We start from the raw sequence: 24,943 nt of genomic DNA, 5'->3' as shown, positions 1-24,943 counted from the left end.
CATGCGCAATCTGCTCCGTTCCAGACGAGGCTCGGTCGCATTCGTAACAGTCATCGCCCTTGTGCCGCTCATCGGCGTGGTCGCACTCGGGGCCGAGGCGGGATCGTGGTACGTCACCAAGCAGCACACGCAGAACGCCGCCGACGCGGCCGCCTACTCGGGCGCCTTGCGGCTTTCATGCAATATTGCCAATGCGGCCTGCGATGCACAATCAGTGGATTATCGCGGCAAGCAATTCGCGGCACAGAACGCGTTCTGCAACGCTGGCGACACCGCCTATCCGGGCACCAATTGTGCGACGAGCCTTCCGAGCAGAATCTCGCGGGCAGTGCAGATCGATATCGGCGATTACAATGCCGGTACGTTCACAACGCCGGCCGCGGGCGTCGGCAACGCCGTTCGCGCCAGGGTCAGCCAGCAACAGCCCGCCTACCTGGCGGCAGTGCTGGGTTTGACGACCGTCAACATCCCCTCCCAAGCCATTGCGCTGGTCCAGCAGCCGACCAAGGTGTGCGCCTTGGCGCTTGGACCCGACTCGGGCGCGCTCAAGCTTGCTGGTAACCTCAGCAACAACGGAACTGGCTGCGCGATAATGTCGGACACCAGTGTTCAACTTGCCAGCACTCCGTCCTTCACCGGTTCGGGATGGGCCATTTATGGTGCAAGTGGCTGCACCCCCTCAGGCTCCTGTAGCAATGTCAGCGTGCCGCACAATTATTTCATGCCGTACGCAAACAATCCGCTCAGCAAACTGGACACCAAATCGTTCAACAGCAGGACTGGCAATACAAACCCGGTATGTCCTGTTCAGGCGGATGGGTGGAAGCATTGCGCGCCGAATAGCGCGGGGAGTGGAGCTTACGGTAACTTCACGGTGTCGAACGGGGATAAGTACGTTTTGGACCCGGGAACATATTTCTTCTACAACGCAACTATAAAGATGACCGGCGGACAACTGAAAGGGACAGGCGTAACCCTCGTACTGCTCGGAGACACGAAGCTTTCCATCACCGGGGGCACAGTTGACCTCTCCGCACCTGCGACCAACAGTTTCTCGTCGGATCTGAATGGCGTCCTGATTGATGATCAGGCTCCGAACAAGACCAGCAATAAGGTCACCATAAACGGTAATGGTCTGGTTAGCCTGGGCGGGACCGTGTACTTCCCCCACGTCGACGTTAGCTGGGCCGGAACGACTGCCAGTACCAATACGACCTGTTCACAAGTGATCGCGAAAACGCTCGACATGAGCGGTGGCGGCTACCTGAGCACGCAGGGGTGTGATCCGGCCACCATCGTTCACACTCAAGTTGTCGCGTTGGTGCAATGATGAGGAAGCTCGACAATCGCGGCTTCGCGGCCTTCGAATTTATCCTCGTCTTCGTGTCGTTCTTCACATTGATCTTCGCCATCTTCGATCTTGGACGCTATGCAATCACGATGCAGTCTTTGCGGATGCTCGCGAGCGCCGGCGCCCGGGCGGTCATGATCAACTGCTACACGCCTGCCGTGCTTCAAAGCCCGCCTCAGTCGCCGTCCTGCACCGGCGATCCCCTGTCCCCAACCGGCAAGCAGAACGCGGCGCCGTTCCTGTATCGCGGCGGTCTCTCGCCGACGCTGAACACGACGACTGGAGCCTCCGCACTGACGGTTACGGCATCGCAGCCGAGTTTCAACATGCTGATGCCGATCTGGGGCACGGCGTTGAACGCGCCGAGCGCGTCCACCACAATTCCCTTTTAGTGGAACCAGGCAACCATTCCAGAAAGCGTCTGGATTTCGGCAAGAGGAAGCGTGAGTCGCGGTTGTCCGAACGGATCTTCCGAAAATTGCCAAGGAACTCGCCAAAGCGGGGCGCCGGCGGGACGCCTGCGCGCTTGTGCAGCAGGAGGGTTCCAAGCAAACGGGGAAAAGTGGTGCAGGCTGGCAACATCGGAGAGTTTTCTCAGCTGTTGCCGCAGTGCGGTAAGCCTCTCTTCTTGCAAGGAGGCTGAATGAGGGGTGTGATCTTGGAAATACGTAATAACGATTTGTAATCGGATGGAATGTAAACTCTGCGACGTGGTGCGCGGAGGGAACTGTTAGGGGCATCGAGCACGTAGATTCGCGGGGGATTGCCGCGGATCGCGGCGGGGGGACTCGAATGGGTGGCGGTCGCGTTTCAGGTAAGACGGTAGGGGGGCTTCCCGCCTTCGGCGTGATGGCTCTCGGCGCCACGCTTGCCCTGTTCAATTCCGTTGACAGCGCCACGGCCGCAGATCGGCGCGGCTCCTCTGGCGGCGGCGTCTTCGTCAGCGAAATGAACGACGTCCAGCGGGTCAAGGTGGTCGTCAACAAGTCACGCACCTTCAAGGTCGATACGGCTTTTGCGACGATTGTCGCGGGCTCGCCTGACATCGTCGACGTGAAGTCGCTGAGCGATCACCTGATCTATGTCCAGGGCAAGCAGACTGGCACTACCAACGTCATTTTGTTCGACAGCTCGATGAAGCAGATCGGGATCCTCGACGTCGAGGTCGTGATCGACACCGGCAATCTGCAGCAGAACATCCGGACCGGCACCGGCATGCAGGGTGTTCGCGTCTCGGCCTCCGAGGGCCAGGTGGTGCTGAGCGGAACCGCCGTCGATGCGGTTGCGGCCGAGCGGGCCATGGCAATTGCTACCAGCACCGTTGCGAAAGGTGGAACTGTCGTCAACGCGATGAGCGTCGCGGCGCCGCAGCAGGTGATGCTCGAGGTGCGCTTTCTCGAGGTCAACCGGGACGCCGGCCGAGATCTCGGCGTCAACCTCTATGCGGCGAATGCCAATGGCACCAACGTCGGTATTACCGGGCAGGGCGGTGTCACCGCCGCCGGTCGAAGACCGATTGGGGGTCTCAATACCGCCACTGGTCCCCTCGGCGCGGGCGGGACTCCTGTCGGCACGCCGCCGACGGGGAGCCTGCCGGTGCTTGGAACATTGGGTACGCTCATTGGCACTGCGGGCGGTGTCGCCCCGGCCCCGTTTGGAAGCTTGTTGACCAGCATCATCCGAACCAGCAATGGCGGCTCGGTGGACTTGTTGATCTCGGCGCTGGAAACCAAGGGATTGGCCCGCCGGTTGGCGGAGCCGAACTTGACCACGCTGTCCGGTGATGCCGCCCGCTTCCTGGCCGGCGGTGAATTCCCAGTGCCTGTGGCGTCGACGGCCGGTACCGCTGGCCTCGTGCCCACCGTGACTATCGAATTCAAGAAGTTCGGCGTTGAGCTGGCTTTCGTGCCCACCGTTCTCTCGCGCGGCGTGATCAACCTTCGGGTCGAGCCGTCGGTCAGCGAGCTTGATTTCGCCAATGCGGTGCAGATTGCGGGGACGATCATTCCGGCGCTGACCCGCCGCGACGCGCGGACCACGGTCGAGCTGCGCGACGGCCAGAGCTTTGCGATCGCCGGCCTGCTCCAGACCCGCAACCGCCAGGACGTTTCGCAATTGCCCTGGATCGGCTCGGTGCCGGTGATCGGAAGCTTGTTCAGCAGCAAGTCGTACCAACAGCAGGAAACGGATCTCGTCATCATCGTCACGCCGCGCCTGGTTGCGCCGGCGGCGCCCGGTCAGCAACTGGCATCTCCGCTCGACTCCCGTCTTCCGGCCAATGACGTCGACTTCTTCCTCAATGGCCAGATGGAAGTCCGCAAGCGCTACAACGATTACGTCAATTCCGGCGGCGACGTGAAGGGCCCGTACGGCCACATCATCGCTCCTGAGCTCCGGACGCCCGTTCCACCCCCGGCCGCCGTTGTCGACCAGCCGGTCGTAAAGACCCTCAACTAGGAGCGAGAGATGACCATAAGGTGTCTGGTTCTGTTCGCGCCCTTGCTGCTCGGGGGATGTTACGGCCTCGCCGGTCATGACGAGATGGACCGCTATTTCCAGCGCTCCGATACCCTCACGATGACCGCCGGCGATGCCAAGCAGGTCAACGCCGTCACCCATACGATCCATCCATGGCCGCGAAACGTCGGTGACCGCAGGATCGCGTACGACGCTCGGCGCGTTGGCGCCGCCGTGACTCGTTATGGCAAGACACAACAGCCGGTGGATCAGCTTCCCGACATCAGCGATGCGACGAGGCAACTGGGCGTGCGGACGACGCCGACGCAGAACGTCAACATCGAAGGATTGCCGCCTGGAACGGCCAGTGGCGTATCGGTGCCGGTCGGCGGCGCACCGAGCAGGTAAAGGGGCCAAGGGGCCTGAGCTTTGGGTAATTCAACGATGATATTTCAGTGATTCCGATGGGCCGGGCGGGGACAAGATTTATGCGGCGCATCATCTTTATGCTGACCTGTTGCTGGTTGGCGACCGGCCTTGCGGGGTGTGAGACCACGCTGAGAGACGCGGCGATCGTCGCTCCCGTGGAGCCGCCGGGCGGAGACCCCGTGCAGGAGCCGACCGACGTCAAATATTATCCTTCGGACGAGCCCGTGCGGCTGGGGCTGGAGCATTTCAACCGCGGCAGTTACGGGATCTCCCAGCGCTATTTCAAGGACGCCGTCGAGAAATCGCCGAAGGACGTGACGGCCTGGGTTGGGCTCGCGGCAAGCTATGACCGCCTGCGTCGTTTTGACCTGGCTGATCAGGCCTATGCCCAGGCGATTCGGCTCGGGGGCGAGACCGTTCAGATCCTGAATGATCAGGGTTATTCGTACATGCTGCGCGGCAATCTGAGTGCGGCGCGACGGAAGTTTGAAAAGGCCTATTCGCTAGATCCGGGTAACCCGGTTATCGCCAATAACCTTGAGCTTCTCAATGGTAGCCGTCGGTTCATTGAAAGGCCGCCGAATAATCAGCCATAGGTGGAATAACTACCAGCAAAGGGCGGATGCTGGTCGGATATGCACGCTAACGTGCTTTGGGAGGCTGCACGTGGCGTGAGCGGCCTCTCATCAATTGGGCCCGATCACAACATCAGCGTGACGGCTGCCGATTCGGGTGATGACGATCACGCCGTTGCGGATGGTAAATCTCGCGCCGAGTAGTTTGCGGACCTTCTCCGTGATCGGAGAGGGGAACGGGATTGTTTCTCCCGTGACGGGATCGCCGACTTTGATCTGTTCGGTCGCGGAGCCCGCAACCGGGGCGGGCTTGATGTAGTCGCGGATCAGCTGAATCTCTTCGCGCGACAGGACGAGAGCAGTCTGGTCGGGGCGATTCTCGGCCGGCGGCTTGGGTGCTTCGGTGCTTGGCTTGTCGCGGGCCTCATTGGCGCTTGCGATCTGATCGAGCCTGGCTACGCGTAGCTTGAGCGCGATGATTTCGCGTTGCAGCGTGGCGATCTCCGCTTTGAGCGCCGTGGCCTGCATCAAGACAATGGTCGCGCAGACGCAACTCACGATGACGAGAACGCTCAGCAACGCGAGCAACCAGCGCTCGATGTTTCCCATCGAGCCTCCGGTCGCCTCGGGAAGTTGATCGCGTTGAAGGTGCCCGCGCCAGATGCGGCGTCCTCGCTGCATCCAATTCGCGATCGCTGTCACACGTCCGGACTCCTCCTGCCCGGAACCGAAGTGCGCGGACGACAAGGCGGGGGCCTCGTGAGGCGGGTGAATTATGGGCGCACTGTTGCCGTGATCGGTGCGTGGCTGCGGCCCTCGGTCCTCGGCGACGTGATCGTCAGCCGGGGGATGAGCGGCGGCGTGCGGATGAGGGCGGGACGGATCATCCTCCATCTGGTGATTAAGCCGGCCCGTATCCGTTCTCGATGGAGCCATCTACCAACTTCAGCGGTTGTTCCGCCCGGAGCATCAAATGAGGCGGTCGTGTTGCACGCTGCGCGTTTGCGGGCCGACGCCGCCGGATCTGCAAATCATTCCAGCATGGATATGGACGTAAACCGTGCCGATAAGCGAGCCCTGTGTCAATTGAGGAAAAGGGCAGCAGCATCGAACCGGGACATCCGCAGATGGTCTCAGTCGCGCCAGCCCTGGGCGCGGGGCCGCGCACGACGGTTCACCCTAAAGACGCGTACGCCAGATCGAGGCCTCGGAACAACTGTGTCTGTCAAAAATCAACCCGGACGAGGCGTCATCCTGAGGTTTGATCCGAGATTGGGAGAATCGGTCTCTGGTTCCGGGTCGCGTTCGCGAACCCGTGAGGAGACTTCATTCGCCCGCGCGAAGACGAAACAAATGACATCGGATTGAAACCACTTTCCAGCAACCTCGAAGTCAGGGAAACACATTGCCGAGCTACTATCTCCAAGCCTTCTAACTGGGAGAGCCAGCAATGCGATCTCACCAAGATTTAGTCGCGCCAGTCATCATTCTGTGCTGCTCGGCTTTGAGCATCGCCACTCTTGTGATGGTCGGAGCATGGTGAATCCTTGGCCACACATCCATGCGTGAGGAATTCACATCTCTTGCTTTCTTGGCGGTTACGCTCGCGGGCGTCGCCTTGCTTGGCTCCGGCCTGCTCGCGCTGGTAATCGTGGGGTAGAGCGCGGCCCGACGCACGCTGCTGGCGCCACCAAGGAGTGATATCCGAGAGGGAAGCTGGCGCGCTGCCGATCTGCCGCGGCGACGGCCCCTCGCTCCGAAGCCGAATTTCGTCTCCACATGATGACGCCGATCGCCATGAACGTCGGACAAGCCAGCATGTCGGCCTGGTCAATGTACTTCTGGACTCAGTACCAATCAGTGGGAGCGTGTCGGTAGTTTGGGAAGTCTGTGCGGGTTGAACGTCGTCGGCATCAATCCGGGAATTGTTTCCGGCTCCCATCGATGAGCTTGATCGACACGGCTCCCATTGACGGCGACGGTTTTTATTCGGGTTGAATGGTACGCGTCTGCCGCTTTTCATCTCGCCGCGCACGTTCGCGAGAGTTGAGTGGGGCGGAAAATGCTTCGGTGCAGAAGCGGTGGTTTTCCACTACGTCGAGACGCCGAACAGCTTGCGCACTGCTGGCAGCCACTCGCCCGTCATCGTGAACTCAAGCCCGAGCCGCGCTCCGACGGCAATCGCCAGCGTTGTGATCGGCGCCGAGAGAGCGAGTGTTGAGAATGCGGTCAATCCCTGGCCAATGGTGCATCCCATTGACATGATCCCGCCTATCCCCATCAGAAGCGCGCCGCTCATGTGACGCTTCAATTCACGGGCGTCGTCGCAAGCCTCCCAGCGAAAGCCGCGCCCGAGCATGGCGGCCGCAAACGAGCCGGCGACGACGCCGGCGACCGAGCCGATGCCAAAGTTCAACCGCGCGCCGGAAAAGGTGGCAATGTAAAGGATAGTGTCGCCAAGCGGGGCAACGAAGGTGAGCGAGGAGACGCGCGCGGGATCGAATTCGTCATCCGCGAGCCACCCCGTCGCGAACCATCCGAACGCAATCGCGGCGCCGACGGCAAGACCGGAAACCAATAGTCGCGGCGACCGGATCAGCCGGCCATCCGCGAGTGCCCAGAAGGCGAGCGCGGCGGCAATCGACACGACGATGATTGCATGCGTCGTGCTGCCGGCCCCGAGCAGTGAAGTCAGAGTCTGGTTGTTGCCTTCGGCGAGGCGCACCGACAATGGCTCGATCAGCTTCACGCGGAGCATGCCGGTGATGCCGCGCATAGTCGCGAGCGCGGACAGGCCGAGCACGAGAAAGACCACGATGGCACGCAGATCGCCACCGCCGATGCGCACCAGCGTGCCGAAACCGCAGGTGCCGACCAGCGCCATGCCGACGCCGAACATCAACCCGCCGATGATCGCGCCGCCCAGGCCGATCGATGCTGTGAGATAGATCGATCGCGACAGGTTTATGATGCCGAACTCGGCCAGCGCTTGGGTCGTAAGCAGGGCGACCGCCGCGGCCAGAGCAAAGGATCTGAGCCGGCGAAAATCCGATCCGAAGAACGCATCCTCGAGCATTGCGAGCGTGCAGAAGCGGCCCGCACGGCCGGAAACGCCGAGCACGGCACCGGCGGCAAGCCCGCATGCAAACGCTATGGTCGAAGGGCCCAGCATTCCTCCCGGGGATGTTCGTTCTGCTTGTTAGACAGTCTGCGCCGGGAAGGCGCGAAAATCCAGAACGGAAAATTACCGGCGGCGCCGCCGCACCGGCTCGCAGAACACGTCGTAGACGGCGGTGAGAATCTTGCGGACGTCCTCGTTGGCGAGGCTGTAGTAGATCGCCTTGCCGTCGCGGCGGGTGGTGACCAGCCGATCGAGTCTGAGCCGCGCGAGCTGCTGGGAGACGGTTGACTGCCGTTCGCCGAGGAACTGCTCGAGCTCGGTCACCGATTTCTCGCCCTCGGCGAGGATGCAGAGCAGCAGCAAGCGGGACTCGTGCGATAGCGCCTTGAGCATGTCGCTCGCCTCGCGTGCCTTCTCCATCATCTGCTCGAGCTCGGCGGAGCCCTCGATCTCCTTCAGCTTTGGCAGCGGCATCGTCTCAAATTCCCCTGAGTAAAATCCTTGAGAGCGGTCACGACCTGCCCGGTTCGGATCCTGTGCTGGACAGGATCCGGTCCAAGAGGCCGAAGAAGAAGGCATCCCCCGGATAACCGCGAATGCGCCCGATCTCACGGCCCTCTTTTACCACGACGAAGGTCGGCGTGAAGGCGCCGGGATCGATTCCGGCGAGGTCGGCGGGCAGGGGCCTATTCAGGTCGACCCGGCGCAGCGGCGCGGTCTGGCTTTCCTCGGTCTTGCCATAGATCGGCGCGATCTCGGCATTGAAGCGTGCGCACCATACGCAGCCGGCCCGTTCGAACATGACGAGCTCGGCCGCGCGCGATCCCGTTGCGGACAGCGCGAGCGCGACAATGACTGCGAGCCAGGCGATGATTCTGTTCATCCTGCGTAACGGACCTCTGGACTTCCTTGGCGCTTTATATCATTAAATTCGCATATGTTCTAGGGATGAGACGCAATGACCTTGGACGTCACGCTGGGGGCGGCCTTCGTCGCGGGGCTGTTGTCGTTTCTGTCGCCCTGTATCCTGCCCCTGGTCCCGCCCTTTCTCTGCTACATGGCCGGCGTCTCGGTCAACGATCTCTCCGGTGGCAAGCCCGACCTGCGGCCGCGCATCCTGGTCTCCGCACTCGCTTTCGTGGCGGGCTTCTCGCTGGTTTTCGTCGCGCTCGGCTCGACCGCCTCGCTCGCGGGACGCCTCATCTCCGCGCATCTCTCAACGCTCGGCATCGTCGCCGGCGGCCTGATCATCGTCATGGGCCTGCATTTTCTAGGTGTGCTGAGGATTCCGCTGCTCTATCGCAGTGCGACGGTGCAGGTCGACAACCGGCCGGCCGGGGTGGCGGGGGCCTTCGTCATGGGCCTGGCATTCGCGTTCGGCTGGACGCCCTGCGCAGGCCCCATTCTCGCCGCTGTCCTGCTGATGGCAGGCTCGGAGGACACGACCGGACGAGGAGCCCTGCTGCTTTTCGCCTATTCAATCGGGACCGGCATTCCGTTCCTGATCGCGGCCGCGTTCACCGGTAGGTTCATTGTCGCGCTTGGCCGCGCGCGCCGGCATCTTGGCCTGGTCGAGAAGACAATGGGCGTCTTTCTAGTCGCGACCGGCCTGATGTTCTTGACCGGTCTAATGCCGGCGGTTTCAGAGTGGCTGCTGGAGCGTTTTCCGGGGCTGACCACCATCGGCTGAGCTAGCCGTAGCGGAAATCGAGCAGTTGGGCATAGGACTGCAGTTCGATCAGGTAACGATGCACGAGCGGCCCTTCGCCGGCCATCGCTGCATGGGCGATCTCTCCACTGCTCGCGATCGCGCCGTCTATGAGGCGGCGGAACTCGCCTTGTCCGGCGATCTCGGTGCTTGCCCATTCGTTGCAGCGCTGCAGACGATCGCGGAATGCGCTTGCGGCGGCAACGGTTTCCTCGGCGTATGCCTGCGCCGGCTGCTGGCCATACCGCGTGGCCGCCACCCGTAGCTTTTCCATGGCCGGCGCGATCTCGAATACGCAGTCGCCGAGATCGTAGAGGCCCGAACGACGCCTGAGTTCATGAAAGGACCTGCGCAGCGCAAGCAGTTCGCGACCGGCGGCGACATTGTCGCCGCCGTCCAGCGCGCGCGTCGCGGCCGCGAGCCGTTCACCGCCGTCACCAAGAAATTCCGCCAGTGCGGCCGGAGCATAAGCGGGCAGGGGACCGGACGCGTTTGGCTCAAGCCGTTTCCACGTGGTCGCCGCCGCGTCGGTCTCCATCTGTGCCAGCGCGATGCTTCCGGTGCGCGCATAGCTCGCCGCGCTGCGCAGATTATCCATGATCGGCCCCATCACCGATACGAAATCCGTGGGTTTGCCGGCCTCCGCGCCGAGAACGAGCGCGCTCGACGTCAGCCATGCCAACAGGGCGATGATGCAGCGCAAGATCGGAAATCCTTGTCACATTCGTAGATATGAATATCATAATGAAAGTGACCGATGCGCAAGATCCTTCCAAAGCACAAATCCCTGACGTCGCCCGGCTGGCTGACGCGACGCGGCTTTCTCGCATTAGCATCGGGCGCGGCTCTTGTCGCCCGCCGCGGCGAGGCGGCCGCTGAGCCGGCCCTTGGAGAAGATGGGCTCTATCACGAGCCCTGGTTTCTGCAGAGCTTCCTCGATCTGCGCGAGGACCTCGAAGGCGCTGCCGCTGGCGGCAAGCGCCTTGCGATCATGTGGGAGCTGCGCGGCTGCCCCTATTGCCGTGAGACGCATCTGGTAAACTTTGCCGATGCGGCGATCACGACCTACATTCGCGACAATTTCGAGGTGTTGCAGCTCAATCTGATTGGCTCCCGCAAGGTTACGGATTTCGATCGCCAGGAATTGTCCGAGAAGGATCTGGCCCAGAAATACGGGATCAGGTTCACCCCGACATTCCAGTTCTTTCCTCCATCGTCCAACGGCATTGAGGCAAAGGAGCCGATGGCGCGGGAGGTGGCGCGGGCACCCGGCTATCTCAAGCCGCAGCATTTCCTGGCGATGTTTCGCTTCGTGGGGGAGCGGGCTTACGAGCGCGGCTCGTTCCGGGATTTTCTTACCACAAACGGCTAGCTGACACCGGCCCTGCGAATTTGTCTTGACGTCGCTTCTTATATGAACATATCATAATAGCTGAATTTGATGGATTGTGAGTCCATCGCAAACGAGGCGGGCGTCACCTCGCCATCAAGGGTAGGGAACATGCGGCGCTCGCTCGCGGCTGCGTTTGCGCTATGTCTTTCGGCCGGAAGCGCCTGCGCGCAGGAGTCGATCAAGCTCGACGTCGTCAATGACGCTCTGCCCAAATCGCTGACCGGCGCACCCGGCAATCCCGATGCCGGCAAGAAGGTGTTCCTGACGCGCACGCTGGGCAATTGCCTCGCCTGCCACCAGGTCACCAGCCTGAAGTCCGAGGAATTCCACGGCGAGTTCGGCCCGTCGCTCGACGGCGTCGCCGGCCGCTACAGCGAGGCGCAGTTGCGCCTCATCGTCGCCGATCCCAAGCGCATCTTCACCGACACGGTCATGCCGGCGTTCTTCAAAAGCGACGGCTTGAGCCGTGTGCGCCCGGAGTTCGTCGGCAAGTCGATTCTGTCGGCCGCGCAGGTCGAGGACGTGGTCGCTTATCTCAAGACGCTCAACTGACGGCGAGGAGGATCTGGAATGAAAGCCATCAATCGACGGCAGGCATTCGCGCTCGGGGGTGGCTTCGTCATGCTGACCCTGATGCCGATGGCGGCCGATGCCGAAGTGAGCAATGACGCCGCGAAGTGGATCGAGAAGTTCACCGGCGGCAAGCAGCCGGTCAAGGGCAAGATCGCGCTCGACCTGCCGGAGATCGCGGAGAATGGCAATACCGTGCCGCTGTCGCTCACGGTCGAGAGCCCGATGACCACGGAATCCTACGTCAAGGAAGTCATGATTCTCGCCGACGGCAATCCGAACGCCGGCGTCGCGACGCTGATGTTCACACCGGTCTCGGGCAAGGCGGAGGCCTCGATCCGGATCCGGCTCGCGGCCACGCAGAACGTGGTTGCGATCGCGAAGATGAGCGACGGCGCGCTGTTCACGGAGCAGAAGACCGTGAAGGTAACGATCGGCGGCTGCGGCGGCTAGGGCGCAAGGAGAGAACAATGGCAGACAAACCACGCATCAAGCTTCCCAAGGAGGCGGCCAAGGGCGAGGTCATCCAGATCAAGACCTTGGTCTCGCACGTCATGGAATCGGGCCAGCGCAAGGACGCGCAAGGCAAGCCCATCCCGCGCAGGATCATCAACAGGTTTGCCTGCGAATTCAACGGCAAGCCGGTCTTCGCCTGCGCGCTCGAGCCAGCGATCTCGGCCAACCCCTACATCCAGTTCGATGCGAAGGTGGAGGAAGCCGGGACCTTCAAGTTCTCCTGGACCGATGACGACGGCTCGGTGATCACGGCCGAAGAGAAGATCGCGCTCAAGGCGTAATGCCGGAGAGCTTCGAGGGAGACAGCGGATGCTTTCGCGATACGTTGGACTCGCCGTTGCGATCGTCGCGGTCGCATCGCTTGCGACGCGTGCTTTCGCGCAGGAGACCGAACGCAAAGGCATCTCCGCGCCGCCTGGACACGTCTTCAAGACGATTGTCTCCGGCTACCAGTTCCGCAGCAAGGAAACGCGGGCGCTGCAGGACGACGACCTGGAGAACCCCGGCTTTCTGGCGGTGGAGCGTGCCGCCGACGTCTGGAAGAGGGCGGAGGGCAGCGAAGGGAAGTCATGCATGAGCTGTCACGGCGAGGCCGAAACGAGCATGAAGGGCGTCGGAGCCGCCATACCGAAATGGGACGACAAGCGGAAGAGGCCGGTCAATCTCGAGCAGCGCATCAACATCTGCCGCACCGAGCACATGAAGGCGGAGCCCTGGAAATTCAAGTCCCAGGAACTGACCGACATGACCACCTTCGTGCGATACCAATCGCACGGTATGCCGGTGGCGGTGAAGACCGACGGTCCGATGTCGCCCTGGTTCGAGCGCGGCAAGCAGATCTATTACACGCGCTACGGCCAGCTCGATTTGGCCTGCGAGTCGTGCCACGAGCGCAACAACGGAAAATTCATGCGCGCCGATTTTCTCAGCCAGGGCCAGACCAACGGCTTTCCGACCTATCGGTTGCGCGACCAGCGCCTGGTGCCGCTGCATGAGCGCTTCGAAGGCTGCATGTTCGATGTACGCGCCGAGCCGTTCAAGCCGCTCTCCGACGAGTTTCTCGCGCTTGAGCTCTATGTCGCCTGGCGCGGCATCGGGCTGCCGGTCGAGACGCCCTCGGTGCGCAATTGAAACGATGAGCCTGCAGGAGCATTGCGCATGATCTCTCGTCGCGAGTTCATCCAGGTTGCTGCAGCAACGGCGACACTGGCGACCAGTACCGGTTCGAGCCTGACCCGGGCGTTCGCCCAGCAGCGCCTGACCCAGAAGGAATTGCTGGCCTTCGAGCCGCTCGGTAACGTCACGCTGGTGCATGTGACCGACATTCACGGCCAGCTCATGCCGCTTTACTTCCGCGAGCCTTCGACCAATCTCGGCGTCGGCGAGGCGAAGGGGCTGCCGCCGCACGTGACGGCCAAGGAGTTTCTCGCCCGCTTCGGCATCGCACCCGGTTCTTCGGCCGCGTACGCACTGACGTCGGAGGATTTCGAGGCGCTGGCCAAGACCCACGGCAAGATCGGCGGGCTCGATCGGGCCGCCACCGTGATCAAGGCGATCCGCGCCGAGCGCGGCGACAAGGTCGCGCTGCTCGACGGCGGCGATACCTGGCAGGGCTCGTGGTCTTCGCTGAAGACGCGGGGCCAGGACATGATCGACTGCATGGCCCTGCTCAAGCCCGACGCCATGACCGGACATTGGGAATTCACCTACGGCACCGAGCGGGTCAAGCAGGCGATCGAGGGGCTCGGCTTCCCCTTCCTCGGCCTCAACATCCGCGATACCGAGTGGAACGAGGCGGCGTTCGAGCCTTCGACTATGATCGAGCGCGGTGGCGTCAAGATCGCGGTGCTGGGCCAGGCGTTCCCTTACACCCCGGTCGCCAATCCGCGCTGGATGATCCCGAACTGGTCGTTCGGCGTCCGCGAGGAGGACGTGCAGGCCCAGGTCGACAAAGCGCGCAAGGACGGGGCGCAGCTCGTTGTGCTGCTCTCGCACAACGGCTTCGACGTCGACCGCAAGCTGGCCTCCCGCGTCAAGGGCATCGACGTCATCCTGACCGGCCACACCCATGACGCGCTGCCCGAAGCGGTCAAGGTCGGCAAGACCCTGCTGATCGCGTCGGGCTCGTCCGGCAAGTTCGTGTCGCGGCTCGACCTCGACGTCCGCGACGGCGAGGTCAAGGCCTACAGCTTCAAGCTCATTCCGCTGTTCTCCGATGTGATCGCGGCGGATGCCGAGATGGCCGCGAAGATCGCCGAGGTACGCAAGCCCTTCGCGCCCGAGCTATCGAAGGTGCTCGGCAAGACGGATTCGCTGCTTTACAGGCGAGGCAATTTCAACGGCACCTTCGACGACCTGATCTGCCAGGCCCTGTTGCAGGAGCGCGACGCCGAGATCGCGCTCTCGCCGGGCTTCCGCTGGGGCACAAGCGTGCTGCCGGGACAGGACATCACCTTCGAGGACGTCACCAACGCGACCGCGATCACCTATCCGGCGGTCTATCGCATGGGCATGACGGGTTCGCGGTTGAAGGAGATCATCGAGGACGTCGCCGACAATCTCTTCAACGTCGATCCCTACTATCAGCAGGGTGGCGACATGGTGCGCATCGGCGGTCTGTCCTATGCGATCGATATCGCGAAGCCGCAAGGCAGCCGCATCTCGGATATGCAGCTGCTCAAGACCGGTGCGCCGATCGATCCCGCGAGGGAGTATCAGGTCGCAGGTTGGGCCAGCGTCAACGAAGGGACCGAAGGGCCGCCGATCTGGGAGGTCGTGGCCAATTATCTGACCCGACAGAAGACGGTTCGCCTCGAACCCAACAGAGCTGTCAAAGTGACCGGAGCGTGAGAAGCGATGTCGAAGATGGACAGTCCCCGGCAATCCCGACGCAGTTTCCTGGCCGCTGGCGCCGGCGTTGCGGCGTCGGTGCTCGCGAAGCCCGCCTTGGCCGGCGGCGGCAATCCGGCGAACCAGCCTCCCAACGTCCCGGAATGGACCAAGTCGCTCGGCGAGGGCGTCGCCGTGCGCCCCTACGGCAAGCCTTCGAAGTTCGAGAAGGATGTCGTCCGGCGCGACGTCGAATGGCTGACCGCCTCGCGCGAGTCATCGGTGAGCTTCACCCCGCTGCACGAGCTCGAAGGCATCATCACGCCGAACGGCCTCTGCTTCGAGCGGCATCATGGCGGCATCGCCGAGGTTGATCCGGCCGATCATCGCCTGATGATCCATGGGCTCGTCGATCGTCCGCTGATCCTCACACTGGAGGAGTTGAAGCGCTATCCGCGCGTCAACCGCATTCACTTCATGGAATGCGCAGCAAATTCCGGCATGGAGTGGCGCGGCGCGCAGCTCAATGGCTGTCAGTTCACCCACGGCATGATCCATTGCGTGCAGTACACCGGCGTGTCGCTGCGTACGCTGCTCGAAGAAGCAGGGGTCAAGACCAACGGTAAGTGGCTGCTGGTCGAGGGCGCCGATGCGGCCGCGATGGATCGCAGCTTGCCGATCGAGAAGGCGCTCGACGACTGCATCATCGCCTACAAGATGAACGGCGAGGCGCTCTATCCCGAACAGGGCTATCCGATGCGGCTCGTGGTGCCGGGTTGGCAGGGCAATCTCTGGGTCAAGTGGCTGCGCCGCATCAAGGTCGGCGATCAGCCCTGGCACACCCGCGAGGAGACGTCGAAATACACCGACTTGATGCCCAACGGAAAGGCACGTCGGTTCACCTGGTCGATGGACGCCAAGTCAGTGATCACGAGCCCTAGTCCGCAGGCGCCGATCAGGCACGGCAAGGGCTTCACCATCGTCTCCGGGCTGGCCTGGAGCGGAAACGGCAAGGTCAGGCGCGTCGACGTGTCGCTCGATGGCGGCCGCAACTGGTGGCCGGCACGGCTCGACGGCCCCGTGCTCGACAAGGCACTGACGCGCTTCTACTACGAGTTCGACTGGAACGGCGAGCCGCTGCTGCTGCAATCGCGCGTGCAGGACGAGACCGGCTACGTGCAACCGAGCAAGGCCGAGTTGCGCAAGATCCGTGGCGTCAACTCCATCTATCACAACAATGGCATCCAGACCTGGCATGTGCAGGCCAATGGTGAGGTCGAGAATGTCGAAGTCGCTTAAGTTTGCTGCCGCGGCACTGCTCATTTGCGCAATGTGCGCGCCCGCGCTCGCGCAGCAGAAGACCGATGCCAAAGCCGGTCCGCGCTATCACATCGGCCGCGCGCCGACCGCGGCGGAAATCCGCGGCTGGGATATCGACGTGCGGCCCGATGGTCAGGGCCTGCCGGAGGGCAAGGGCACGGTCGCCCAGGGCGAGAAGCTCTTCATGGACAACTGCTCGACCTGCCACGGCGAGTTCGGCGAGGGTAACGGCCGCTGGCCAGTGCTGGCGGGCGGCAAGGGTTCGCTGACATCAGACAATCCGGTCAAGACGGTGGGCTCGTACTGGCCCTACGCTTCGACCGTGTTCGACTACGTCCGTCACGCCATGCCTTACGGCAATGCGGAGTCGCTCTCGGTCAACGAGTATTATGCGCTGGTCGCCTACGTCCTGTACCTGAACGACGTTGTCACCGACCAGAATTTCGAGCTGACCAACAAGAACCTTGCCACGATCAAGATGCCGAACGAACAGGGCTTTGTGATGGACGATCGGGCGACGAGCGAGAAATCGTTCTGGCAGAAGGACCCCTGCATGAGGGATTGCATCGAGCCGGTGAAGATCACCGCGCGCGCTGCCGTCATCGACGTGACCCCAGAGGATACCAGGGACGGAAAGTCGCGGGGCGTGGAATGATCCGCGGCCGGGCGAGCCGCCGTGGGTTGCTTCGCAGTTTGTTCGCTGCCGCCTTCATCATGACAAGTCCGGCCGCTCCGTCCCGGGCGACCGAACCGCACCGGCTCGCGCTGCAGATCAGCGACGACGACCCGGCCAAGATGCGCGCCGTCCTCGATGTTGCGGCGAACGTCTCGCGGCATTATTCCGGGCAGGGCGACGACGTCGAGATCGTGGTGGTTGCCTTCAATGGCGGCCTCGACATGCTGCTCGACGACCGCTCGCCGGTGAAGGAGCGCCTGTTGAATTTCCTGAAATCGATGCCCAATGTGAGCTTCATCGCCTGCGGCAATACCCTGGAGACGCTTGCGGTGAAGGAAGGCAGGCGACCGCCGCTGATCGAGGGCATCAGCGTCACCCGGGTTGGTGTTGCCGCACTGATGGATCTTGCGGAAAAGAACTGGACGATTGTCCGACCGTAAGGAGAGAGCCGCCGATGCGATGGTTGATGGGATTGGCTGTCTTGCTCCTTCTCGCGCCGCCCGCCGGCGCGGCCGAGCAGGAGCTCGAACTGTCGGCCGGCGGCCGCACGACCCTCGCGACACTGCGCACACCTGCCTCGATGGGACCGGATACGCCGCTGGTCGTGATGACCCACGGCACGCTCGCCCACAAGGACATGGAAGTCATTCAGGGCGTCGCGAAGGCGCTTGAGCAGCGCGGCATCGCTTCGCTCGCCCATACCCTGTCGCTGGGGCTCGACCGCCGCAAGGGCATGTATGACTGCGCGGCGCGGCACGACTATGTCGTTGACGATGCGGTTGCTGAGATCGGTGCCTGGGTGACCAAGGCGAGGGGCATGTCGCGGTTCGTCTTCACCCTCGGTCACTCGCGCGGCGGCAACCAGGTCGCGCGCTATCTGGCGGCGGGCGAACCCCCGCCGGTCGCGGGTGCCGTGCTGCTGGCGCCGGTGACGGCGAAAGCCGAGGCCGACTTGCGCGCCTCCTATGCCCAGACCTACGGCAAGCCGCTCGAACCGTTCATGAAGCAGGCGACGAGGACCGTCGCGGCGGGCCGCGGTGGCGAGTGGATGGACGTGCCAGGCTTCATCTATTGCCGCAACGCGGTGGTGACGGCGCGCGCCTTTGCCTCCTTCTATGCCGCCGACACCGGCCAGGACGCCGCGGCGCTCGTGGCGCGGCTCAAGCTCCCTGTGCTGGTGCTCGCCGCGACCAAGGATACGGTCGTGCCCGACGTGGTAGCGTCCTTTGCACCGCTTGCCGATTCGAGCGGCGGCAGGGTGCAGCTCGATAGAATCGAGGACGCCGATCACTTCTTCCGCGACCTGTTCGCGGAAGATGCTGCCGATCGTATCGCCGAATTCATCAAGCAGACACGTTAGGAGGGACCATGCAGCGTCGATCCATGCTTGGCGCGAGCCTTGCCGGACTATTTGGTGCTCTTGCCGTGCGCGAAGCGGCAGCGGCGACGGAAACACCGGCGCGACAGCGCGTCGTCTATCACCTCGCCGATGCCGACCGCGTCGTCTTCGTTCTGGGCAACCTCCAGAACCATGTCGATGGCGTTGGTGGCCCCGGCAAGGCCGATATCAGGCTGGTCGTGCATGGGCCCGCGCTTCGCGCCTTCCACGCGCTCGCCGCCGAAGATCACACCGTTGCGATGATGAAGAAGCTCGCCGACGCTGGCGTCGGATTTGATGCCTGCGCCAACACCATGAAGGCGCAGGGGGTCAAGCTCGACGACCTCACGCCCGGCTTCGTGGTATAGCCGAGAAGGGCGGCGTGGTGCGGCTCGCCGAGCTGCAACAGCAGGGATATGCCTATCTGCGGCCCTGAGCAGGCGTGGCGCCGATGCGGCCGGGCCTTGATTTGGCTCATACGGCGCGACCGCAGCGAGCGATAGACTTGGCAGACCTCAAAGGAACACTGAGGCGGCCGTGCTGACGACACTCATCGATCTCCTGGGGGAAGACCGCCTGTCATGGCTCGGCGGCCTTCTGGTCGGCGGCGTCTTTGGATTCTTCGCCCAGCGCAGCCGCTTCTGCCTGCGCGCCGCCGCCGTCGAGTTCTCCCGCGGCGAGGGCGGCCCGCGCCTTGCGGTCTGGCTCCTGACCTTTGCCGCGGCGCTGGTGGGCACGCAGGCCTTTGTCGCGCTCGGTCTGCTCGACGTCTCCGAGGCGCGCCAGCTCGCGCAGCAGGGCAGCATCTCCGGTGCGCTCGTGGGCGGCATGATGTTCGGCTGCGGCATGATTCTGGCCCGCGGCTGTGCCAGCCGGCTGCTCGTGCTCTCGGCCAATGGCAATCTCAGGGCGCTGCTGTCGGGCCTGGTGTTTGCGGTGACGGCGCAGGCTTCTTATCGCGGCCTGCTGTCGCCTGCGCGCGAGTGGGTGAGCAATCTGTGGCTTGTCGACGGCGGGCCGTCGCGCGACATCATGGCGGCGTTCGGCGGCGGTACGCCCGAGAAGCTCGCTTTCGGTGGACTATGGCTGATCGCGGGGCTCACCTTCGCCTTTCGCAGCCATTTGCCGCGCCGGCTGATCTTCGCCGCGCTGGCGACGGGCGTAGCCGTCGTCGCCGGCTGGCTCTTCACCTACCAGCTGTCGCAGGCCTCCTTCGCACCGGTGACGCTGAAAAGCCTCACCTTCAGCGGACCGTCGGCCGAATTGCTGATGCTGGTCTTGAACAGCTCGCAGATCCGGCTCGGCTTCGACCTCGGCATCATTCCCGGCGTGTTTCTCGGCTCGTTCGTCGCTGCGGCAAGCGCGCATGAGCTGAAGCTCGAGGGGTTTTTCGACGGGCTCGGCATGCGGCGCTATCTGCTCGGCGCGGTGCTGATGGGTTTCGGCGCGATGCTCGCCGGCGGCTGCGCGGTCGGCGCGGGCGTGACCGGCGCCTCGATATTCGCGCTCACCGCCTGGCTCGTGCTCGGCGGCATGTGGCTCGGGGCTGGGCTCACCGACCTCTTCGTCGACCGTGCCGGTACGCCACAACCGCAGCAGGCCGCTGGCTCGCCCGCAGCGGGCGCGTGATCAGATATTTTATGGTTTGCTAAATTACATTTTCTGAATATGATTTTCGCAAATGCGGGCCGATTGCGCCGCAACAATGCGGGCGCGCCGCCCTCGGGGAAACGCACATGACCACCATCACAGAAAGCTACGTTCGCGAAGCGCCGCGCACTGCGCGCATCGACTGGTCGCCCTATCTCGTCGGCGCCGGGATCGGGCTGTTGAGCTGGATCGCCTTCGCAGTGTTCGGCGATCCGCTCGGCGTCACCACCGCCTATTCGCGCGTCGCCTCGCTGTTCGCCGTTCCGGTGATCGGGCCGGAGGCTGCGGCGCAGAATTCCTACTGGAAGAGCATGCCGCTGAAGTGGGACTACGGCGTCTGGTTCCTCGTCGGCATCCCGCTCGGCGCATTCCTCTCCGCAGTGATGTCGGGCACGTGGCGGCTCGAGCTCGTGCCGGAAGTCTGGAAGGAGCGGTTCGGACCATCGATCGCCAAGCGCTTTGTCGGCGCGTTCCTCGGCGGCATCGTGATCATGTACGGCGCACGGCTTGCTGGCGGCTGTACCAGCGGACACGGCATTTCCGGCGGTTTGCAGCTCGCGGTGTCGAGCTGGCTATTCCTGGCGGTGATGTTCGCCACAGGACTCGGTATCTCCGCGCTCATGTTCCGCAAACGGTGAAGGGAATCAAGATGGCCGCGATGATGACAATCCTTGGCCCCGTGCTAATGGGCGCTGCCTTCGGCTTCCTGCTGCAGCGTGGCAAGGTGACGAACTGTAATGTGATCGAGAACCAGTTTCGCCTGCGCGATTTTACTGTGCTGAAGGTGATGGGCACGGCGATCGTCGTCGGCGGCATCGGCGTGCTGCTGCTCGTCGATACCGGCAACACGAAGTACTACGTGAAGGATGCCAACGTGCTGGCGATCGCGCTCGGCGCCGCATTGTTCGGTATCGGCATGGTGGTCTATGGCTATTGCCCGGGAACGGCGCTCGGCGCCATCGCCACCGGCAGCATCCATGCCTTGGTCGGCGCGCTCGGCATGGTTGCCGGTGCTATCCTTTACGCGCTGAGTTTCGATTGGCTGAAAGCGCACGTGCTCAACGTCTGGGCGCTCGGCAAAGTCCGCCTTCCGGACGTGACGAACATCCCGGACATCATTTGGTTCGCCGCTCTTGCAGTCGGCGCCGGACTGTTCTTCTGGTGGATCGAATCTGTGGAAGCTGAGCAGAAGCGGATGTAGCAAATCACAGGTCACCGCTTTGGTGTCTTGCAGAAGAGCCTGTGCAGCGTTGAAAACAGCTCTTCGATCCTCCGGTCTGCGACACGGTACCACATCGTCTGACCATCGCGCCGACAGGCGACGATGCGCTCTGTCTTCAGCTTTGCAAGGTGCTGCGATAGGGCCGAAGTGGAAAGGCCGACATCCTCGGCAAGCGCGCTCGCGTTGATTTCGCCATATTCGACGAGCTTGCAGACGATGAGCAGACGATGCTCATTGGCAAGCATGCGCATCAGGGCGGCCACCCCCTTTGCCTGCCTTTCGAGTTCGTTCGTATTCATTCGGCGCATGACGGTGTTTCGTTAGGACTTGCGTGCCAGCCGTTAAATATGGGGGCGAAATCCGGGTTTGGCCGGTTAATGAATCGCCCGCGATTGAATCGGCGCAACATAAGCATGCGAATTATACTCACATCGCTGAATGAGTATAACCGAAGCCCATCGTTCTCAAGGATCTCTGACATACGCCATACGAGTGACGTGTGCACTCCCGCTCCCGGTCCAATCACATAAAGGACTGGCCGGAGTTAAAAGACCTCAATAAGATGAATGGGTTAGGCGGCAAATTTGCCGCGGCGCCCATGATGGACTGGAGCGATGGTTCATGATTTTCAACTGGTTAGAGGGCGGCATGTGCACGACGTGTGCACCTGGAGATCAAGAAAAACCTGACGACAGCCAATGCGGGCAGGTCTTCTACACAAGAGCTTGGCTCACATCGGCTCGATGCCGATCTTCTTGATGACCCCGATCCATTTCGTCGTTTCCGAGGTCATGAAATTCTTCAGGCCCTGGGGATCCATCACCAGCGGCTCGGCGCCCTGCTCGACGAAGAGGGCGCGCACCTTCGGATCGTTTACGGCTTCGACCATCGCTTTGTAGAGCTTGTCGACGACGGCCCTATCGGTGTTCGCCGGCGCAAGAAGCGCAAGCCAGGCGGCGCTCTCGTAATTCTTCAGGCCGGCTTCGGCCGCAGTCGGGACATCAGGCACCGCCGTCATGCGCTTGTCACTGGCCACCGCGAGCGGGCGCGCATCGCCGCTTTTGATCAGGCCGAGGACGTTCGGCAGGAGCTGGAATCCGAGCGGGACCTGCCCTGCGATGAAGTCCGGCGTGTAAGCTGCGATGTTGCGGTAGGGAACGTGTGTGAGCTCGGTGCCTGTGAGCTGCTCGAAATAGGCGGCCGCCAGATGCTGCGAGGAGCCGACCCCGACCGTCCCGTAGTTCAGCTCGCGAGGATGTCCTTTCGCGTAGTCGATCAGCTCGCGCAGCGATTTCGGCGGCAGCTTCGAATTGATCACGATGACATTCGGCAGCGTCGCGAACAGGCCGATCGGGGCGAGGTCCTTCAGCGGATCGTAGGGGAGGTCCTTGTAGAGCGCCTTGTTCGCAGCCAGCGGGCCGGAGGTGCTCATCAGCAAGGTGTAGCCATCAGGTGCGGCATGCGCCGCGGCATCGGTGCCGATATTGCCGCCAGCGCCGGGACGATTGTCGACCACGAAGGCCTGTCCAAGTGACGTGGACATGCGGTTGAGCAGGATACGGGTGATCACGTCGCTGGCGCTGCCGCCGGCGAAGGGCACGAGCACCTGGATCGGTCGGGCGGGATAGTCTTGGGCGTTCGCAGCCTGCATCCCCGCGGCTGCGAGCAGGGCACCACCGCCGAGTGCGAGCAGCGACCTCCGGTGAGGATGAAATCCCTCGCTCTGCCGCTGAGAAATGTCCGTGATCTTGCTGCGACCGAACTTTGTCATCTCGGACTGAATCTCCCGACTGTGTCTTGTTCTGCGAGGCCAGGGAGCGTCCGTGACAAGAGCCGTCGGGGATAAGCGCCAGGTCGCGATTATTGCGCCTGGACCGTAGTTAGCGGCTTGATGCGACTGCCATGCCGGCTGGTCTCAAAACTTACCAACCCGTCTCATTTTGCGGCGGGCGCGACATCTTGTCCGAGCCGAAATCCTGCATCTAAGAGATCGTTTTCCGCCGCGGCTTTCTGCGCCTTTTTCGGGAGGACGAGCTTGTGCCACCGGAGGTAGGCTCCACGAACTCCTTTGCCACGGCGGCGGCCTGCGCGAGGTCGCGGCTGATGACGTCGAGCACGGCCTTCGCCGCGACCGACACCGTTCGCCGCGGGTGATGCACCCAGGCAATCGAGCGCACGATCCGTTGCTCGTTGAAGCGATGCGCCCGGATGGCTCCGCTCGCGAGCGATTGCCGGAGTGCGATGGTCGGCAGCACGGTTGCGAAATCCGTGGTGGCGATCACATCGCAGAGCGCAGGCAGGGTGTCGAGTTCGAGACGCGGCCTCAGGTCGATGCCGACGGCGGCGGCGTGCTCGTCCAGGATTAGCCGCAGGCCGTGCCGTTTCGAGGGCAGCACGAGGTCGACATTGGCGATGTGGTCGAAACGCAGTTTTGCCGGCGGCTTGATCGGGCCGTCCTTACGGCAGGCGAACACCATCTCCTCGTCCATGACGTGATGCGCGGCCAGCGGAGCCCTGCGGCGCGGCACGTTGATCAACGCGAAATCGAGCTGGCCGGTGTTGACCCAGTCGACCAGCGTCTCGGTGTAGCCCTCGCAGACCGACAGCGTGATCTCGGGATAGCGGCTGGCGACGGTCGCCGACGACCTCGCCATCGTGCTTTGCGCCACCGACGTGATGAGGCCGACCGAGACGCGGCCCGAGATGCGCCCGCCGAGCTGTGCCATCTCCTGCCGGGCATATTCGGCATCGCGCACGATCGGCGCCGTCAGCCGCACCAGCGCTTCGCCGGCGCTGGTCAGCGTCATGCCCTGGACGCTGCGGTCGAACAGTTTTTGCCCGAGCTCGGCCTCGAGCTTGGCGATCTGCATGCTCAGCGCCGGCTGCACGATATTGAGCTGGCGCGCGGCCCGGGTGACGTTCTTTTCCTCGGCCAGGCACAGGAAATATTGCATCTGCCTGAGTTCCACGGGGCTATCCTTCGGTCGCTGATCCTGCTCGCGAGCCATCATCTCAGGTGATCGAATATATAATCAATCATTATTTGTGATGATGGTTGTGATTGCCTAGTCTTGCTGATCGAGGGGCGCGTGCCCCAGGGAGCGAGACCAAAGATATGCAGGACGTCAGCCCCAAGCGGATGATCATCGGCATTTCCGGCGCTTCGGGCGTCACCTATGGTGTGCGCCTGCTCCAGCTCCTGCGCAATGCCGGCGTCGAGACGCATCTAGTGATGTCGAAGACCGCCGAGCAGACGTTTGCCTATGAGACCGACCTGAAGATCGCGGAGGTGAGGGCGCTCGCCAATGCCAACCATGCGATCGACGACATGGCCTCCGCCATCTCCAGCGGCTCGTTCCGCACCGCGGGCATGATCGTGGCGCCGTGCTCGATGCGCTCGATGTCCGAGATCGCGTCGGGTGTGACCACGACACTGCTGACACGGGCTGCCGACGTCGTGCTCAAGGAGCGCCGGCGCCTGGTGCTGATGGTGCGCGAGACGCCGCTGCACACCGGGCATCTCCGGACGATGACGGCACTCTCGGAGATGGGCGCGATCATCGCGCCGCCCGTGCCGGCCTTCTACGCCAAGCCCGAAAGCCTCGACGACATGGTCGAGCACACGGTCGGCCGCGTGCTCGACCTCTACGACATCGATATTGGCGTCGTGCGCCGCTGGGGCGAGGACGAGGCGCTCAAGCGCCGCTCGCCGTCGCTGCGCAAGATCGCGCCCTGACCTGAGACCTCA

28 protein-coding genes and 1 pseudogene are annotated in these 24,943 nt (G+C 63.0%); 21 read left to right on the top strand and 8 right to left on the bottom strand.

Annotated features, from left to right (window positions below; genetic code table 11):
• Position 1 precedes the first annotated feature (1 nt).
• The 5 genes from ACVWW6_RS34710 (at position 2) to ACVWW6_RS34690 (ending at position 4,833) form a co-directional block, all read left to right on the top strand.
• Positions 2 to 1,330: a pilus assembly protein TadG-related protein gene (locus tag ACVWW6_RS34710; protein ID WP_028171939.1), complete on the top strand. Its 1,329-nt coding sequence runs from the start codon at positions 2 to 4 to the stop codon at positions 1,328 to 1,330.
• A complete protein-coding gene (locus ACVWW6_RS34705) occupies positions 1,327 to 1,743 on the top strand; it encodes a TadE/TadG family type IV pilus assembly protein (RefSeq protein WP_028171938.1) in 417 nt (138 codons plus the stop codon). The genes ACVWW6_RS34710 and ACVWW6_RS34705 overlap by 4 nt, the downstream gene beginning before the upstream one ends.
• A 400-nt stretch (positions 1,744 to 2,143) precedes the next feature.
• On the top strand, positions 2,144 to 3,808 hold the full coding sequence (locus ACVWW6_RS34700; RefSeq protein WP_028171937.1) for a type II and III secretion system protein family protein: 1,665 nt from the start codon (positions 2,144 to 2,146) through the stop codon (positions 3,806 to 3,808).
• Positions 3,809 to 3,817: 9 nt separating this feature from the next.
• A complete protein-coding gene (locus tag ACVWW6_RS34695; RefSeq protein ID WP_028171936.1) occupies positions 3,818 to 4,216 on the top strand; it encodes a hypothetical protein in 399 nt (132 codons plus the stop codon).
• A gap of 80 nt (positions 4,217 to 4,296) precedes the next feature.
• A complete protein-coding gene (locus ACVWW6_RS34690) occupies positions 4,297 to 4,833 on the top strand; it encodes a tetratricopeptide repeat protein (RefSeq protein WP_028171935.1) in 537 nt (178 codons plus the stop codon).
• A 90-nt stretch (positions 4,834 to 4,923) separates the two neighbouring features.
• On the opposite strand, the gene ACVWW6_RS34685 is transcribed toward ACVWW6_RS34690, so the two are convergent.
• From ACVWW6_RS34685 to ACVWW6_RS34670, 4 genes are all read right to left on the bottom strand, one after another.
• The gene (locus ACVWW6_RS34685) at positions 4,924 to 5,421 is read right to left on the bottom strand and encodes a hypothetical protein (RefSeq protein ID WP_231166682.1); all 498 of its coding nucleotides are present in this window, start codon (positions 5,419 to 5,421) and stop codon (positions 4,924 to 4,926) included.
• A gap of 1,483 nt (positions 5,422 to 6,904) precedes the next feature.
• A complete protein-coding gene (locus ACVWW6_RS34680; protein ID WP_456682264.1) occupies positions 6,905 to 7,984 on the bottom strand; it encodes a YeeE/YedE family protein in 1,080 nt (359 codons plus the stop codon).
• Positions 7,985 to 8,056: 72 nt separating this feature from the next.
• The gene (locus tag ACVWW6_RS34675) at positions 8,057 to 8,407 is read right to left on the bottom strand and encodes an ArsR/SmtB family transcription factor (protein WP_011086290.1); all 351 of its coding nucleotides are present in this window, start codon (positions 8,405 to 8,407) and stop codon (positions 8,057 to 8,059) included.
• A 37-nt stretch (positions 8,408 to 8,444) separates the two neighbouring features.
• On the bottom strand, positions 8,445 to 8,816 hold the full coding sequence (locus tag ACVWW6_RS34670; protein WP_271555421.1) for a thioredoxin domain-containing protein: 372 nt from the start codon (positions 8,814 to 8,816) through the stop codon (positions 8,445 to 8,447).
• Positions 8,817 to 8,891: 75 nt separating this feature from the next.
• Here ACVWW6_RS34670 and ACVWW6_RS34665 point away from each other — a divergent pair, with 75 nt between their 5' ends.
• Complete coding sequence (locus tag ACVWW6_RS34665; RefSeq protein ID WP_011086292.1) at positions 8,892 to 9,623, top strand: cytochrome c biogenesis CcdA family protein; 732 nt, start codon at positions 8,892 to 8,894, stop codon at positions 9,621 to 9,623.
• 1 nt (position 9,624) lies between these two features.
• On the opposite strand, the gene ACVWW6_RS34660 is transcribed toward ACVWW6_RS34665, so the two are convergent.
• The gene (locus ACVWW6_RS34660; RefSeq protein WP_162494079.1) at positions 9,625 to 10,344 is read right to left on the bottom strand and encodes a hypothetical protein; all 720 of its coding nucleotides are present in this window, start codon (positions 10,342 to 10,344) and stop codon (positions 9,625 to 9,627) included.
• A 54-nt stretch (positions 10,345 to 10,398) separates the two neighbouring features.
• Here ACVWW6_RS34660 and ACVWW6_RS34655 point away from each other — a divergent pair, with 54 nt between their 5' ends.
• From ACVWW6_RS34655 to ACVWW6_RS34590, 14 genes and pseudogenes are all read left to right on the top strand, one after another.
• Positions 10,399 to 11,013: a SoxW family protein gene (locus tag ACVWW6_RS34655; protein WP_246740299.1), complete on the top strand. Its 615-nt coding sequence runs from the start codon at positions 10,399 to 10,401 to the stop codon at positions 11,011 to 11,013.
• A 129-nt stretch (positions 11,014 to 11,142) separates the two neighbouring features.
• Positions 11,143 to 11,586: a sulfur oxidation c-type cytochrome SoxX gene (gene soxX, locus ACVWW6_RS34650; RefSeq protein ID WP_202633030.1), complete on the top strand. Its 444-nt coding sequence runs from the start codon at positions 11,143 to 11,145 to the stop codon at positions 11,584 to 11,586.
• 18 nt (positions 11,587 to 11,604) lie between these two features.
• Positions 11,605 to 12,057 (top strand): thiosulfate oxidation carrier protein SoxY, encoded by a 453-nt coding sequence (soxY, locus tag ACVWW6_RS34645; RefSeq protein ID WP_011086296.1) that lies wholly within the window; start codon positions 11,605 to 11,607, stop codon positions 12,055 to 12,057.
• Positions 12,058 to 12,074: 17 nt separating this feature from the next.
• Positions 12,075 to 12,401 carry a thiosulfate oxidation carrier complex protein SoxZ gene (soxZ, locus tag ACVWW6_RS34640; protein ID WP_011086297.1) on the top strand — a complete coding sequence of 109 codons (327 nt, stop codon included), beginning with the start codon at positions 12,075 to 12,077 and terminating at the stop codon, positions 12,399 to 12,401.
• A gap of 28 nt (positions 12,402 to 12,429) precedes the next feature.
• Positions 12,430 to 13,251 (top strand): sulfur oxidation c-type cytochrome SoxA, encoded by an 822-nt coding sequence (gene soxA, locus ACVWW6_RS34635; protein ID WP_011086298.1) that lies wholly within the window; start codon positions 12,430 to 12,432, stop codon positions 13,249 to 13,251.
• A gap of 27 nt (positions 13,252 to 13,278) precedes the next feature.
• The gene (soxB, locus tag ACVWW6_RS34630) at positions 13,279 to 14,970 is read left to right on the top strand and encodes a thiosulfohydrolase SoxB (RefSeq protein WP_456682263.1); all 1,692 of its coding nucleotides are present in this window, start codon (positions 13,279 to 13,281) and stop codon (positions 14,968 to 14,970) included.
• 6 nt (positions 14,971 to 14,976) lie between these two features.
• Positions 14,977 to 16,248: a sulfite dehydrogenase gene (gene soxC, locus ACVWW6_RS34625; protein ID WP_456682262.1), complete on the top strand. Its 1,272-nt coding sequence runs from the start codon at positions 14,977 to 14,979 to the stop codon at positions 16,246 to 16,248.
• Positions 16,232 to 16,924, top strand: a complete 693-nt coding sequence (locus tag ACVWW6_RS34620) for a c-type cytochrome (protein ID WP_456682261.1) — start codon at positions 16,232 to 16,234, stop codon at positions 16,922 to 16,924. The genes soxC and ACVWW6_RS34620 overlap by 17 nt, the downstream gene beginning before the upstream one ends.
• Before the next feature lie 59 nt (positions 16,925 to 16,983).
• Complete coding sequence (locus ACVWW6_RS34615; protein WP_231166726.1) at positions 16,984 to 17,385, top strand: DsrE family protein; 402 nt, start codon at positions 16,984 to 16,986, stop codon at positions 17,383 to 17,385.
• Positions 17,386 to 17,399: 14 nt separating this feature from the next.
• The gene (locus ACVWW6_RS34610) at positions 17,400 to 18,305 is read left to right on the top strand and encodes an alpha/beta hydrolase (RefSeq protein WP_161535502.1); all 906 of its coding nucleotides are present in this window, start codon (positions 17,400 to 17,402) and stop codon (positions 18,303 to 18,305) included.
• Between the two features lie 8 nt (positions 18,306 to 18,313).
• A pseudogene (locus ACVWW6_RS34605) lies at positions 18,314 to 18,759 on the top strand (DsrE family protein).
• A 101-nt stretch (positions 18,760 to 18,860) separates the two neighbouring features.
• Positions 18,861 to 19,952 (top strand): YeeE/YedE family protein, encoded by a 1,092-nt coding sequence (locus ACVWW6_RS34600; RefSeq protein WP_060911431.1) that lies wholly within the window; start codon positions 18,861 to 18,863, stop codon positions 19,950 to 19,952.
• Positions 19,953 to 20,059: 107 nt separating this feature from the next.
• Positions 20,060 to 20,611, top strand: a complete 552-nt coding sequence (locus tag ACVWW6_RS34595) for a YeeE/YedE thiosulfate transporter family protein (RefSeq protein ID WP_456682260.1) — start codon at positions 20,060 to 20,062, stop codon at positions 20,609 to 20,611.
• An 11-nt stretch (positions 20,612 to 20,622) separates the two neighbouring features.
• On the top strand, positions 20,623 to 21,174 hold the full coding sequence (locus ACVWW6_RS34590) for a YeeE/YedE thiosulfate transporter family protein (protein ID WP_456682259.1): 552 nt from the start codon (positions 20,623 to 20,625) through the stop codon (positions 21,172 to 21,174).
• 11 nt (positions 21,175 to 21,185) lie between these two features.
• On the opposite strand, the gene ACVWW6_RS34585 is transcribed toward ACVWW6_RS34590, so the two are convergent.
• From ACVWW6_RS34585 to ACVWW6_RS34575, 3 genes are all read right to left on the bottom strand, one after another.
• Positions 21,186 to 21,503, bottom strand: a complete 318-nt coding sequence (locus ACVWW6_RS34585; protein WP_456682258.1) for an ArsR/SmtB family transcription factor — start codon at positions 21,501 to 21,503, stop codon at positions 21,186 to 21,188.
• 422 nt (positions 21,504 to 21,925) lie between these two features.
• Positions 21,926 to 22,966, bottom strand: coding sequence for a Bug family tripartite tricarboxylate transporter substrate binding protein (locus ACVWW6_RS34580; protein WP_456682257.1), 1,041 nt, complete (start codon positions 22,964 to 22,966; stop codon positions 21,926 to 21,928).
• 211 nt (positions 22,967 to 23,177) lie between these two features.
• A complete protein-coding gene (locus ACVWW6_RS34575) occupies positions 23,178 to 24,149 on the bottom strand; it encodes a LysR family transcriptional regulator (protein WP_456683217.1) in 972 nt (323 codons plus the stop codon).
• 161 nt (positions 24,150 to 24,310) lie between these two features.
• Here ACVWW6_RS34575 and ACVWW6_RS34570 point away from each other — a divergent pair, with 161 nt between their 5' ends.
• Positions 24,311 to 24,931, top strand: a complete 621-nt coding sequence (locus ACVWW6_RS34570) for a UbiX family flavin prenyltransferase (RefSeq protein WP_404549035.1) — start codon at positions 24,311 to 24,313, stop codon at positions 24,929 to 24,931.
• Positions 24,932 to 24,943: the final 12 nt, after the last annotated feature.

The organism is Bradyrhizobium sp. USDA 3311, assembly GCF_054062495.1.
Note: the sequence above shows the minus strand (reverse complement) of the source record. Positions and strands in the feature narration are given on the sequence as shown.

What these genes read in the sequence shown, in the direction of transcription:
- ACVWW6_RS34710 (WP_028171939.1), top strand. Translation starts at nt 2, where the DNA reads ATGCGCAATCTGCTCCGTTCCAGACGAGGCTCGGTCGCATTCGTAACA.
- ACVWW6_RS34705 (WP_028171938.1), top strand. Translation starts at nt 1,327, where the DNA reads ATGATGAGGAAGCTCGACAATCGCGGCTTCGCGGCCTTCGAATTTATC.
- ACVWW6_RS34700 (WP_028171937.1), top strand. Translation starts at nt 2,144, where the DNA reads ATGGGTGGCGGTCGCGTTTCAGGTAAGACGGTAGGGGGGCTTCCCGCC.
- ACVWW6_RS34695 (WP_028171936.1), top strand. Translation starts at nt 3,818, where the DNA reads ATGACCATAAGGTGTCTGGTTCTGTTCGCGCCCTTGCTGCTCGGGGGA.
- ACVWW6_RS34690 (WP_028171935.1), top strand. Translation starts at nt 4,297, where the DNA reads ATGCGGCGCATCATCTTTATGCTGACCTGTTGCTGGTTGGCGACCGGC.
- ACVWW6_RS34685 (WP_231166682.1), bottom strand. Translation starts at nt 5,421, where the DNA reads ATGGGAAACATCGAGCGCTGGTTGCTCGCGTTGCTGAGCGTTCTCGTC.
- ACVWW6_RS34680 (WP_456682264.1), bottom strand. Translation starts at nt 7,984, where the DNA reads ATGCTGGGCCCTTCGACCATAGCGTTTGCATGCGGGCTTGCCGCCGGT.
- ACVWW6_RS34675 (WP_011086290.1), bottom strand. Translation starts at nt 8,407, where the DNA reads ATGCCGCTGCCAAAGCTGAAGGAGATCGAGGGCTCCGCCGAGCTCGAG.
- ACVWW6_RS34670 (WP_271555421.1), bottom strand. Translation starts at nt 8,816, where the DNA reads ATGAACAGAATCATCGCCTGGCTCGCAGTCATTGTCGCGCTCGCGCTG.
- ACVWW6_RS34665 (WP_011086292.1), top strand. Translation starts at nt 8,892, where the DNA reads ATGACCTTGGACGTCACGCTGGGGGCGGCCTTCGTCGCGGGGCTGTTG.
- ACVWW6_RS34655 (WP_246740299.1), top strand. Translation starts at nt 10,399, where the DNA reads ATGCGCAAGATCCTTCCAAAGCACAAATCCCTGACGTCGCCCGGCTGG.
- soxX (WP_202633030.1), top strand. Translation starts at nt 11,143, where the DNA reads ATGCGGCGCTCGCTCGCGGCTGCGTTTGCGCTATGTCTTTCGGCCGGA.
- soxY (WP_011086296.1), top strand. Translation starts at nt 11,605, where the DNA reads ATGAAAGCCATCAATCGACGGCAGGCATTCGCGCTCGGGGGTGGCTTC.
- soxZ (WP_011086297.1), top strand. Translation starts at nt 12,075, where the DNA reads ATGGCAGACAAACCACGCATCAAGCTTCCCAAGGAGGCGGCCAAGGGC.
- soxA (WP_011086298.1), top strand. Translation starts at nt 12,430, where the DNA reads ATGCTTTCGCGATACGTTGGACTCGCCGTTGCGATCGTCGCGGTCGCA.
- soxB (WP_456682263.1), top strand. Translation starts at nt 13,279, where the DNA reads ATGATCTCTCGTCGCGAGTTCATCCAGGTTGCTGCAGCAACGGCGACA.
- soxC (WP_456682262.1), top strand. Translation starts at nt 14,977, where the DNA reads ATGTCGAAGATGGACAGTCCCCGGCAATCCCGACGCAGTTTCCTGGCC.
- ACVWW6_RS34620 (WP_456682261.1), top strand. Translation starts at nt 16,232, where the DNA reads ATGTCGAAGTCGCTTAAGTTTGCTGCCGCGGCACTGCTCATTTGCGCA.
- ACVWW6_RS34615 (WP_231166726.1), top strand. Translation starts at nt 16,984, where the DNA reads ATGACAAGTCCGGCCGCTCCGTCCCGGGCGACCGAACCGCACCGGCTC.
- ACVWW6_RS34610 (WP_161535502.1), top strand. Translation starts at nt 17,400, where the DNA reads ATGCGATGGTTGATGGGATTGGCTGTCTTGCTCCTTCTCGCGCCGCCC.
- ACVWW6_RS34595 (WP_456682260.1), top strand. Translation starts at nt 20,060, where the DNA reads ATGACCACCATCACAGAAAGCTACGTTCGCGAAGCGCCGCGCACTGCG.
- ACVWW6_RS34590 (WP_456682259.1), top strand. Translation starts at nt 20,623, where the DNA reads ATGGCCGCGATGATGACAATCCTTGGCCCCGTGCTAATGGGCGCTGCC.
- ACVWW6_RS34585 (WP_456682258.1), bottom strand. Translation starts at nt 21,503, where the DNA reads ATGCGCCGAATGAATACGAACGAACTCGAAAGGCAGGCAAAGGGGGTG.
- ACVWW6_RS34580 (WP_456682257.1), bottom strand. Translation starts at nt 22,966, where the DNA reads ATGACAAAGTTCGGTCGCAGCAAGATCACGGACATTTCTCAGCGGCAG.
- ACVWW6_RS34575 (WP_456683217.1), bottom strand. Translation starts at nt 24,149, where the DNA reads ATGCAATATTTCCTGTGCCTGGCCGAGGAAAAGAACGTCACCCGGGCC.
- ACVWW6_RS34570 (WP_404549035.1), top strand. Translation starts at nt 24,311, where the DNA reads ATGCAGGACGTCAGCCCCAAGCGGATGATCATCGGCATTTCCGGCGCT.